Source organism: Streptomyces sp. ATLC9 (genome assembly GCF_057196705.1).
Genome location: NZ_JBXUOY010000025.1, coordinates 21,627 through 32,560, shown reverse-complemented (window position 1 = coordinate 32,560; position 10,934 = coordinate 21,627). Strand labels below are relative to the sequence as shown.

The 10,934-nt window shown below is 73.5% G+C and carries 10 protein-coding genes; 6 read left to right on the top strand and 4 right to left on the bottom strand.

Annotation, left to right across the window (positions count from 1 at the left end; all coding sequences use genetic code 11):
• Positions 1-375 precede the first annotated feature (375 nt).
• Complete coding sequence (locus AC2CJA_RS04960; RefSeq protein WP_484601421.1) at positions 376-2,265, top strand: AMP-dependent synthetase/ligase; 1,890 nt, start codon at positions 376-378, stop codon at positions 2,263-2,265.
• 97 nt (positions 2,266-2,362) lie between these two features.
• On the opposite strand, the gene AC2CJA_RS04955 is transcribed toward AC2CJA_RS04960, so the two are convergent.
• The 4 genes from AC2CJA_RS04955 to AC2CJA_RS04940 all read right to left on the bottom strand — a co-directional run bounded on the left by AC2CJA_RS04955 (position 2,363) and on the right by AC2CJA_RS04940 (position 6,272).
• Positions 2,363-3,196 carry an SAM-dependent methyltransferase gene (locus AC2CJA_RS04955; protein WP_484601420.1) on the bottom strand — a complete coding sequence of 278 codons (834 nt, stop codon included), beginning with the start codon at positions 3,194-3,196 and terminating at the stop codon, positions 2,363-2,365.
• A 171-nt stretch (positions 3,197-3,367) separates the two neighbouring features.
• Positions 3,368-4,600 carry a radical SAM family heme chaperone HemW gene (hemW, locus tag AC2CJA_RS04950; RefSeq protein WP_484601419.1) on the bottom strand — a complete coding sequence of 411 codons (1,233 nt, stop codon included), beginning with the start codon at positions 4,598-4,600 and terminating at the stop codon, positions 3,368-3,370.
• A gap of 61 nt (positions 4,601-4,661) precedes the next feature.
• Positions 4,662-5,531, bottom strand: a complete 870-nt coding sequence (locus tag AC2CJA_RS04945) for a DUF3097 domain-containing protein (RefSeq protein ID WP_484601418.1) — start codon at positions 5,529-5,531, stop codon at positions 4,662-4,664.
• Between the two features lie 75 nt (positions 5,532-5,606).
• A complete protein-coding gene (locus AC2CJA_RS04940) occupies positions 5,607-6,272 on the bottom strand; it encodes an MBL fold metallo-hydrolase (protein WP_484601423.1) in 666 nt (221 codons plus the stop codon).
• 228 nt (positions 6,273-6,500) lie between these two features.
• Between AC2CJA_RS04940 and hrcA the strand changes: the two genes are divergently transcribed.
• The 5 genes from hrcA to AC2CJA_RS04915 all read left to right on the top strand — a co-directional run bounded on the left by hrcA (position 6,501) and on the right by AC2CJA_RS04915 (position 10,870).
• Positions 6,501-7,517, top strand: a complete 1,017-nt coding sequence (gene hrcA / locus AC2CJA_RS04935; RefSeq protein ID WP_484601417.1) for a heat-inducible transcriptional repressor HrcA — start codon at positions 6,501-6,503, stop codon at positions 7,515-7,517.
• Entirely contained in the window at positions 7,518-8,645 is a 1,128-nt protein-coding gene (dnaJ, locus tag AC2CJA_RS04930; protein ID WP_484601416.1) for a molecular chaperone DnaJ, read from the top strand.
• Positions 8,646-8,757: 112 nt separating this feature from the next.
• Positions 8,758-9,507, top strand: coding sequence for a 16S rRNA (uracil(1498)-N(3))-methyltransferase (locus AC2CJA_RS04925; RefSeq protein WP_484601415.1), 750 nt, complete (start codon positions 8,758-8,760; stop codon positions 9,505-9,507).
• A gap of 77 nt (positions 9,508-9,584) precedes the next feature.
• Positions 9,585-9,959, top strand: coding sequence for a histidine triad nucleotide-binding protein (locus tag AC2CJA_RS04920; protein WP_237883345.1), 375 nt, complete (start codon positions 9,585-9,587; stop codon positions 9,957-9,959).
• A gap of 5 nt (positions 9,960-9,964) precedes the next feature.
• On the top strand, positions 9,965-10,870 hold the full coding sequence (locus AC2CJA_RS04915) for a ribonuclease Z (protein ID WP_484601414.1): 906 nt from the start codon (positions 9,965-9,967) through the stop codon (positions 10,868-10,870).
• Positions 10,871-10,934 lie beyond the last annotated feature (64 nt).

The following is a 10,934-nucleotide window of genomic DNA, read 5'->3' as shown; positions in this document are numbered from 1 at the left end:
ACCCGGTTGCCCGGGGCGGCAGGGGGGCGGCTGCCGCGGGACGGTGCGTCGGGGGGGGGTCCGCGGACCCGCAGGGGTCCGCGGACGCCCTCACACGTGCGGGCGCGGGCGCACGGGCGCCGGCCGGGGTATGTGGTGTATGTATCGCACAGGTCACGGCTTCACGCAGGCGATGCGCAGGCTCTTTCGAGGCGGGGCCTTCCGCCTTAGGCTGATCGCCCGCTCGGTTGTTACTCGCGAGTCACTCAATACGCACAGAACAGCACGAACAGCACGAACAGCACGGAAACGTTCCACCCCTTCCCACCCCAGCACTCGCGGTGGGCCGAGCCTTGGAGTCACCCCCCTGCACCGTCGCGGGCCCCGGAGGATGTTGTGAGCGACAACCAGTCCCTGATCCAGAACCGTCCGCCCTCGGTGGCGAACCTCTTCCTGGAGCGCATCGAGGCGACCCCGGACGGCGAGGCGTACCGCTATCCCGTGCCCCCCGCCTCGGGCCGGGGGCCGGAGGAGTGGCGTTCCCACACCTGGGGCGAGGCCGCGCGGCGCGTCTTCGCGATCGCCGCGGGCCTGATGGACCTGGGTGTGAGGCCCGAGGAACGGGTCGCCATCGCCTCCGACACCAGGGCCGACTGGATCCTGTGCGACCTGGGTGTGCTGTGCGCCGGAGCGGCCACCACGACCGTCTACCCCAGCACCAATGCCGAGGAGACCGCCTACATCCTCGCCGACTCCGAGAGCCGCGTGCTGATCGCCGAGGACGCCGGGCAGCTCGCCAAGGCCCGTGAGTGCCGCGCGGAGCTGCCGGACCTCGCCCATGTCGTCGTCATCGAGGCGGAGGGCGCCGTGGCCGCCGAGGGCGACCCGGAGGGCTGGGTGCTGTCGCTGGACGAGCTGCGCAGGCGAGGCGAGGCGTACCTGGAGAAGCACCCCGAGGCGGTCAGGGAGACCGTCGGCGCCCTGCGCTCCGACCAGCTCGCCACCCTGATCTACACCTCCGGCACCACCGGCCGGCCCAAGGGCGTGCGGCTGCCGCACGACGCCTGGTCCTACATGGCCAAGGCCATCGCCGCGACGGAGCTGGTCCGCGCCGACGACGTGCAGTACCTGTGGCTGCCGCTGGCACACGTGTTCGGCAAGGTGCTCACCGCGGCCCAGATCGAGGTCGGCCACGTCACCGCCGTGGACGGCCGGGTCGACAAGATCATCGAGAATCTTCCGGTCGTGCGTCCCACCTACATGGCCGCCGTCCCCCGGATCTTCGAGAAGGTCTACAACGGGGTCGCGGCCAAGGCGCGGGCGGGCGGCGGAGCCAAGTACAGGATCTTCAAGTGGGCGGCCGGGGTCGCGCGCGAGTACGCCAAGGTCACCCAGGACAACTTCCGCCGCACCGGCACGGCCTCCGCCCCCGCCGGCCTGAGAGTGAAGCACGCGGTGGCCGACAGGCTCGTCTACGCCAAGCTCCGCGAGGCCTTCGGCGGAAGACTGCGCGCCTGCGTCTCGGGCTCCGCCGCCCTGGCCCCGGAGATCGGCTACTTCTTCGCCGGCGCCGGCGTCCACATCCTGGAGGGCTACGGCCTCACCGAGTCCAGCGCCGCCAGCTTCGTCAACCCCGGCGAGGCGTACCGCACCGGCACGGTCGGCAAGCCGCTGCCCGGCACCGAGGTGCGCATCGCCGAGGACGGCGAGATCCTGCTGCGCGGCCCCGGCATCATGCAGGGCTACCACAGGCTGCCGGAGAAGACCGCCGAGGTCCTGGAGGAGGACGGCTGGTTCCACACCGGCGACATCGGCGAGCTGTCGGAGGACGGCTACCTGCGGATCACCGACCGCAAGAAGGACCTGATCAAGACCTCGGGCGGCAAGTACATCGCCCCGGCCGAGGTCGAGGGGCAGTTCAAGGCGGTCTGCCCCTACGTCTCCAACATCCTGGTGCACGGCGCCGACCGCAACTACTGCACCGCGCTCATCGCGCTCGACGAGCCCACCATCATGGGCTGGGCCGAGGAGCAGGGAATGGGTGGCAGGAGCTACGCGGAGGTCGTCGGCTCCGAAGAGGTGCACAAGCTCGTCGACGGCTACGTCCAGCGCCTCAACGAAGGCCTCCAGCGCTGGCAGACGATCAAGAAGTTCCGGATCCTGCCGCGTGACCTGGACATCGAGCACGGGGAGCTCACCCCGAGTCTGAAGCTGAAGCGGCCCGCGGTGGAGAAGAAGTTCGGCCACCTGATCGAGGAGATGTACGGGGGCGCCCGAGAGGGGTGAGCCCGGGGCCCGGAACGGGCCGGAAAGAGCCGGAACGGGCCGGGGGCGCCGCACCGCGGGAGCCCCCGGCCTTCCCCTCCGAGTCCCGGGCGGGCCGTCAGGGCTTGCGCCCCACGCCGCAGAAGGCGTCGACCTCCTCCTCATCCTCCCCGGGCCCGCCTTCCCGCGCCGGGCCGGGCCGCCAGCGGTTGCACGGCACCACCCCGGGCTCCACCAGTTCCAGGCCGTCGAAGAAGGCGGCGATCCGCTCGGGGGTGCGCAGGACGAGCGGTGCGTTGCCGGAGGAGTTCCACACCTCCACGATCCTGTCCGACCGCTCGCCGTGGATGACGTTGGTGCCGTCGTACAGCACCAGATGGCTGCCCGGCGGCAGGGCCTCCACCAGCCGGCGCACGATGCCGTACGCCTCGTCGTCGTCGGTGACGAACTCCATGATGCCCATCAGCAGCAGGGCGACGGGCCGGGTGAGGTCCAGCGTCGCCGCGGCGCCCCGGAGGATCGCCTCGGGGTCGCGCAGATCGGCGTGGATGTACTCGGTCACGCCCTCGGGCGAGCCGGTGAGCAGGGCACGGGCGTGGGCCAGCACCAGGGGGTCGTTGTCGACGTAGACGACGCGCGACTCGGGGGCCAGCCGCTGCGCGATCTCGTGGGTGTTGTCCACGGTGGGCAGTCCGGTGCCGACATCCAGGAACTGGCGGACGCCGGCCTCGGCGACCAGGTACCGCACGGTCCGGCCGAGGAGGGCCCGGGAGGCGCGGGCCAGCCGGGGCACGTCGGGGAGGATCGCCGTGATCTGGTCTCCGACCGCGCGGTCGACCTCGTAGTTGTCCTTCCCTCCCAGCCAGTAGTTCCAGATCCGCGCCACGTGCGACACCGTGGTGTCGATCACGGGCGGCGCCTGCGGTTCGGGTGCGGGCGGGTGGTCGCTCACGGGAGGGGCCCTCCTGTCACGGATCACAGCGGTGGTCGTCGCACAACGTAACCCAACTGCCCCCGGGGGAAAGGGGGTTGGCGCCGGAACGGCGCGGCGGCAGGAGCCCCCCCGCGGAGGCTCCGGCGCGGTCCGCGCGACCCGGCTCCGCGCGGTGGGGCGAGGACGCCGCTAGTCCACCAGGTCGCGGACCACCGCGTCGGCCAGCAGGCGGCCACGCAGGGTCAGGGCCGCGCGCCCGCGCTCGTACGCCTCCGCGCGCAGCAGCCCGTCCGCCAGCGCCCGCTCGGCGGCGCGGGCCCCGGCCGGGGCCAGGACGCCCAGCGGTACGCCGTCCACCAGCCGCAGCTCCAGCAGGACGCGCTCCACGCGCCGGTCCCCGTCGTCCAGCACCTCGCGGCCCACACCCGGTGAACGGCCCTCGGCGAGCGCCTGGGCGTACGCGCCGGGGTGCTTGGCGTTCCACCAGCGCACTCCGCCGACGTGGCTGTGCGCCCCCGGACCGGCCCCCCACCAGTCGGCGCCCGTCCAGTACAGCTCGTTGTGGCGGCAGCGGGCGGCCTCCGCCGACGCCCAGTTGGACACCTCGTACCAGTCGAGACCGGCCGCCGACAGCATCTCCTCGGCGATCAGGTAGCGGTCGGCGTGCACGTCGTCGTCCGTCACCGGCACCTCGCCGCGCCGGATGCGGGAGGCAAGCCGCGTGCCCTCCTCCACGATCAGCGCGTACGCCGAGACGTGGTCGGGGCCGGCACCGAGAGCGGCCTCCAGCGAGGCCCGCCAGTCGTCGTCGCTCTCGCCCGGGGTGCCGTAGATCAGGTCCAGGTTGACGTGCTCGAAGCCCGCCGCGCGGGCCTCGGCCACGCACGCCTCGGGGCGGCCGGGGGTGTGGGTGCGGTCCAGCACGGACAGCACGTGGCGCCGGGCACTCTGCATGCCGAAGGAGATCCGGTTGAAGCCCGCCTCGCGCAGCTCGGCCAGGTAGGCCGGGCCGACGGACTCCGGATTGGCCTCCGTGGTGACCTCGGCGCCTTCCGCCAGCCCGAACTCCTCACGGACCACGGCCAGCATCCGCCCCAGGCCGGCGGCGGGCAGCAGGGTGGGGGTGCCGCCGCCGACGAAGACCGTCTCCACCGGCCGGGGGTCGTCGCCGAGGACCTTGCGCGCCAGCCGCACCTCCTCGGCCAGCGTCTCCGCGTAGTTCTCCCGCGAGGCGAGCGCGCCGCCGGAGCCGCGCAGCTCGCTCGCGGTGTAGGTGTTGAAGTCGCAGTAGCCGCAGCGCGTCGCGCAGTAGGGCACGTGCAGGTAGAAGCCGAGGGGGCGCCGCGCCGCGCCGGCCAGGGCGTGCGCGGGGAGGGAACCGTCGGCGGGGACGGGCTCGCCGTCGGGCAGTGCGGAAGGCATGGGGCCCATTGTCCCGCACCCGTCCCACACCCGGCCCGGACCGGTCCCCGCCCCCGAAGGCTCAGGGACCGGCCGGTCCGCCCGCCGGCCCGCCCACCGTGACGTGGTCGATCAGCCGCTCGACCGGGCCGAGCAGCCCCGGCTCCAGATCCGTGTAGTCGCGCACGCTCCCCAGGATCCGCTTCCACGCCGCGCCGGTGTTCTCCGGCCAGCCCAGCGCCCGGCACACCCCCGTCTTCCAGTCCCGGCCGCGCGGCACCCGGGGCCATGCGCCGATGCCCAGCGCGGACGGCTTCACCGCCTCCCAGACATCGATGTACGGGTGGCCGACGACCAGCACGTTCTCACCGGTGACCTCGGCGGCGATCCGGGACTCCTTGGAACCGGGCACCAGATGGTCCACCAGCACCCCCAGCCGGGCCTCGGGAGTGGGGCCGAAGGCCTCCACGACCGCCTGGAGGCCGTCCACGCCCTCCAGGTACTCCACGACCACGCCCTCGATCCGCAGATCGTCGCCCCAGACCTTCTCCACCAGCTCCGCGTCGTGGCGCCCCTCGACGTAGATGCGCCCCGCCCGCGCCACCCGCGCGCGGGCGCCCGGCACCGCCACCGACCCCGAGGGCGTGCGCAGGGGCGCCACCGGAGCGGGCGGGGCCACCGCCCGCGGCCGGACGAGGGTGACGGCCCTGCCCTCCAGCAGGAAGCCGCGCGGCTCCATCGGGAAGACCCGGCACTTGCCGAAGCGGTCCTCCAGCGTGACGGTGAAACCCTGCGCCGTCCTCTCGCAGCGCACCACTGCCCCGCAGAAGCCGGTCGTGACCTCCTCCACCACCAGATCCGGCTCGGCGGGCACCTCGGGCGCGGGCCCGTGGCCGCCGGAGGTCCGCTTCCACGGAGGGGTCAGGTCGGGGCCGTACCGTCTGCTGCGCATGCGGTCATTGTGTTACGTGATCCCCACCGTGAAACCTGGGACGGGGCCCCTCCGCGGAACCCGCCGCGGCGTCCGTCACACCGTGCCGAAGCGCTCCGCCAGCGCGTCGCGCTGGGCGCGGACGAAGGCGGCGTCCACCACCGCCCCGTGGCCCGGCACGTACCGCGCGTCCTCGCCGCCCAGGGCGAGCAGCCGGTCCAGCGCGGCCGGCCAGTGGACGGGGTGGGAGTCCGGCCCCGCCTGCGGCTCGCCGGACTCCTCCACCAGGTCACCGCAGAAGACCACGTCCGGCCCGCCCGGCACGCCGGGGACCACGACGGCCAGGTCGTGGGCGGTGTGCGCCGGACCGACGTTGGCCAGGAGCGCCTCCCGGCCGCCCAGCCGGACGGTCAGCTCGCCGGCCACCCGGTGGTGCGGGTGGACGAGCACGTCGACCGCCTCGGCCGCCTCCCGCGGGTCCACGCCGTGCCGCACGGCGTCCTGGCGCAACTCGTCCTTCGAGTGGACCAGCAGGTCCTCGATCCCCACCGCCCCGTAGACCTCCACCCCGGCGAAGGCCGAGGCGCCCAGGACGTGGTCGAAGTGCGGATGAGTCAGCGCCACGTGGGTCACCGGCAGCCCGAAGCGATCGTGCAGGTACCGCCGGACGCGCGCGCCGTCACCCAGCGTCGCGCCCGTGTCGACCACCAGTACCCCGGTCCCGCCCGCGACGGCCCCGACCGTCTCGTCCCAGCCGGGCATGCGGCGGCGTACGACTCCGGGCGACAGCTCTTCCCAATCGGTCTCCACACCGCGACGCTAGCGCCATCACGCGGGCGGTGCCCGCCGGGATGTGGTGCGGATCGCCCTTCCGGTCGGCGCCCGCCCTTGCCCTGGCCGTGGTCACCGGCCCTACACTGGCACAGGGTGACTGGCACTCACCGGTTGAGAGTGCCAGGGACGAGACGGCCGGACGGGAGGTGTGCCCAGATGCTCAGTGAACGCAGACTCGAAGTCCTGCGCGCCATCGTCCAGGACTACGTGGGCACGCAGGAGCCGGTGGGTTCCAAGGCGCTGACCGAGCGGCACAACCTCCAGGTCTCCCCGGCCACCGTGCGCAACGACATGGCGGCCCTGGAGGACGAGGGGTACATCGCCCAGCCGCACACCAGCGCCGGCCGTGTGCCCACAGACAAGGGCTACCGCCTGTTCGTCGACAGGCTGGCGGGCGTCAAGCCGCTGTCCAAGCCGGAGCGCCGGGCGATCCAGAGCTTCCTGGAGGACGCCGTCGACCTCGACGACGTCGTCAGCCGCACCGTGCGGCTGCTGGCCCAGCTCACCCGGCAGGTCGCCGTCGTCCAGTACCCCTCGCTGACCCGCTCGACCGTCCGCCACGTCGAACTGCTGCTCCTGGCCCCCGCGCGTCTGATGCTCGTACTGATCACGGACACCGGGCGGGTCGAGCAGCGGGTGGTGGACTGCCCGGCGCCCGTCTCCGAGTCGTCCCTGGCCGATCTGCGCGCCCGGCTCAACAGCCGGGTCGTCGGCGAGCGCTTCTCCGAGGTGCCCGGGCTGGTGCAGGACCTGCCGGAGTCCTTCGACTCCGAGGACCGCGGCACGGTCTCGACGGTGCTCGCCACCCTCCTGGAGACACTGGTGGAGGAGACCGAGGAGCGGCTGATGATCGGCGGCACCGCCAATCTCACCCGCTTCGTGCACGACTTCCCGCTGACCATCCGGCCGGTGCTGGAAGCTCTGGAGGAGCAGGTCGTCCTGCTCAAGCTGCTGGGTGAGGCGAAGGACCCGGGCATGACGGTGCGAATCGGCCATGAGAACGTTCACGAGGGACTGACCTCCACGTCGGTCGTCTCGGTCGGTTACGGTTCGGGAGACGAGGCGGTCGCCAAGCTCGGTGTGGTCGGGCCGACCCGCATGGACTACCCCGGAACGATGGGAGCGGTACGCGCAGTGGCACGTTACGTCGGACAGATTCTCGCGGAGTCGTAAGTGGCAACCGACTACTACGCGGTCCTGGGCGTGCAGCGCGATGCCTCGCAGGACGAGATCAAGAAGGCCTTCCGCAGGCTCGCGCGCGAACTGCACCCTGACGTCAACCCGGATCCGAAGACGCAGGAGCGGTTCAAGGAGATCAACACCGCCTACGAGGTGCTCTCCGACCCGCAGAAGAAGCAGATGTACGACCTCGGCGGCGATCCCGCGGGCGGCGCGGGCCGGGGCGGCGGGTTCGGCGGGGGCTTCGGCAACTTCTCCGACATCATGGACGCCTTCTTCGGCGCCGCCTCCCAGCGCGGGCCGAGGTCCCGCACCCGGCGCGGCCAGGACGCCATGATCCGGCTCGACATCGAGCTGGACGAGGCGGCCTTCGGCACCACCAAGGACATCCAGGTGGACACGGCGGTCGTCTGCACCACGTGCAGCGGCGAGGGGGCCGCCCCGGGCACCTCCGCGCAGACGTGCGACATGTGCCGCGGACGCGGAGAGGTCTCGCAGGTCACCCGGTCCTTCCTGGGCCAGGTCATGACCTCGCGCCCCTGCCCGCAGTGCCAGGGCTTCGGCACGGTCGTGCCCACTCCCTGCCCGGAGTGCGCGGGCGACGGCCGGGTGCGCTCGCGGCGCAACCTGACGGTGAAGATCCCGGCCGGCGTCGACAACGGCACCCGCATCCAGCTCGCCGGCGAGGGCGAGGTCGGCCCGGGCGGCGGCCCGGCGGGCGACCTGTACGTCGAGATCCACGAGGTGCCACACCCGGTCTTCCAGCGGCGCGGCGACGACCTGCACTGCACGGTCACCATCCCCATGACGGCGGCGGCGCTGGGCACCAAGGTCCCGCTGGAGACGCTGGACGGCATGGAGGAGGTCGACATCCGGCCCGGCACCCAGTCCGGCCAGTCGGTCCCGCTCCACCAGCGCGGTGTGACGCACCTGCGCGGCGGCGGCCGCGGCGACCTGGTCGTCCACGTGGAGGTCCAGACGCCGAACAAGCTGGACCCGGAGCAGGAGGAGCTGCTGCGCCGTCTGGCCAAACTGCGCGGCGAGGAGCGGCCCACGGGCCAGTTCCAGCCGGGGCAGCAGGGGTTGTTCTCGCGGCTGAAGGATGCGTTCAACGGGCGTTGAGGCGGCCGTGGGGCGGGACGGCCGGCCTCCGGAGGGCGTGGCAGGATGCCGTCATGCCCACCGAGCTGATCACCCCGGCCGCCCGGCCGGAGCGCCCCGCCCGGCGGTCCGCGTGACCGCCCCCGTCTTCCTGGCCGAGAGCGCCGTCCTGGCCGGCGCCGCCCCCGGCGCCGTGCTGGCGCTGGAGGGATCCGAGGGCCGGCACGCCGTCGCGGTACGGCGGCTGCGCGCTGGCGAGGAGGTCGTCCTCACCGACGGGGCGGGCACCGGGGCCTTCGGCACCGTCACGGCCGTCGAGGGGAAGGACCGGCTGGAGGTCGCCGTCACCGAGGTGCGTACCGAGCCGGAGCCGTGCCCGCGGATCACCGTCGTCCAGGCCCTGCCCAAGGGCGACCGCGGCGAGCTGGCCGTGGAGACGATGACGGAGACGGGCGTGGACGCGATCGTGCCCTGGTCCGCCTCGCGCTGCGTCACGCAGTGGCGGGGCGAGCGCGGGCAGAAGGCGCTGCGCAAGTGGCGTTCCACCGCGCGCGAGGCCGGCAAGCAGTCGCGCAGACTGCGTTTCCCGGAAGTCGCCGAGCCGGCCGGCACCCGGCAACTGCTCCCGCTGCTGTCGTCCGCCGCCTTCGCCGCGGTCCTCCACGAGGAGGGCTCGCTCCCACTGGCGACCGCCGAGCTGCCGGCCAGGGGTGAGCTGGTGCTCGTCGTCGGTCCGGAGGGCGGGGTCGCCCCCGAGGAACTGGAGGCGTTCGAGCGGGCCGGCGCGCGCCCGTACCGGCTGGGCCCGAGTGTGCTGCGCACCTCCACGGCGGGCACGGCGGCGGCGGCGCTGCTGCTGGGACGCACCGGCCGTTGGCCCTGATCCCCCGTGCCGCGGCCGGGGTACGATCGGCGCTGCGTGACCACCGATCGACCCACCTCACAGCGGGAGGCGCCACCGTGGCGGAGGAACCGCAGGCGGACTGCCTGTTCTGCAAGATCGTGGCGGGGGACGTCCCGGCGACGATCGTCCACGAGACCGACACCACGCTCGCCTTCCGGGACATCAACCCGCAGGCGCCCACCCATGTGCTGGTGATCCCCAAGGAGCACCACCCCGACGCCGCCGCACTGGCCGCCGCCGCCCCGCAGCTGGCCGCCGACGTGCTGCGCGCGGCGGGCGAGGTCGCCGCGCAGGAGAACATCGCCCCGCCCGGGGGCGCCACCGTCGGCTACCGGATCGTGTTCAACACCGGTGCGGGCGCCGGGCAGACCGTCTGGCACGCGCACGCCCACGTCCTGGGCGGACGCGGCCTGAACTGGCCCCCCGGATAAGTCCGTTGTCCGTACGCGAACTGGTCGTGCTGGGCACCGCCAGCCAGGTGCCCACCCGTCGGCGCAACCACAACGGCTACGTTCTGCGCTGGGACGGCGAGGCGCTGCTGTTCGACCCCGGCGAGGGCACCCAGCGCCAGATGCTCCGCGCGGGTGTGGCCGCCCACGACCTCACCCGGCTGTGCGTCACCCACTTCCACGGCGACCACAGCCTGGGCCTGGCCGGGGTCATCCAGCGCATCAACCTCGACCGGGTGCCGCACCCGGTCACGGCGCACTACCCGGCGAGCGGGCAGCGCTTCTTCGACCGCCTGCGGTACGCCACCGCCTACCGCGAGACGGCCGAACTGCGCGAGGAGCCGGTCGGTGCGGACGGCACGCTGGCCGCCACCGCCGCGTACACGCTCCAGGCGCGGCGCCTGTCCCATCCGGTGGAGTCCTACGGCTACCGCCTGGTCGAGCCCGACGGACGCCGGATGCTGCCCGAGCGGCTCGCCGCCCGCGGCATCTCGGGCCCGGACGTCGGCCGCATCCAGCGCGAGGGGGAGCTGCGCGGGGTCTCCCTGGACGAGGTGAGCGAGACCCGTCCCGGCCAGCGCTTCGCCTTCGTGATGGACACCCGGCTGTGCGACGGTGTGCACGCGCTGGCCGAGGGCTGCGACATGCTGGTCATCGAGGCGACCTTCCTCGACGAGGAGGAGGCCCTGGCGCAGGAGTACGGCCATCTCACCGCGGGCCAGGCGGCCTCCGCCGCGGCGCGGGCGGGGGTGCGGCACCTGGTGCTCACGCACTTCTCGCAGCGTTACGACGACCCGGCCCGGTTCGCCGCCCAGGCCAGGGAGGCGGGGTTCGCCGGGGAGCTGACCGTGGCCGAGGACCTGATGCGGGTGCCGCTGCCCCGACGGCGCTGACCGCCGCCGCCCGCGCCCCGCGGCGTACGCCCTTCCGCGCCCGCCCCACCGCGTCCCTTTCCGG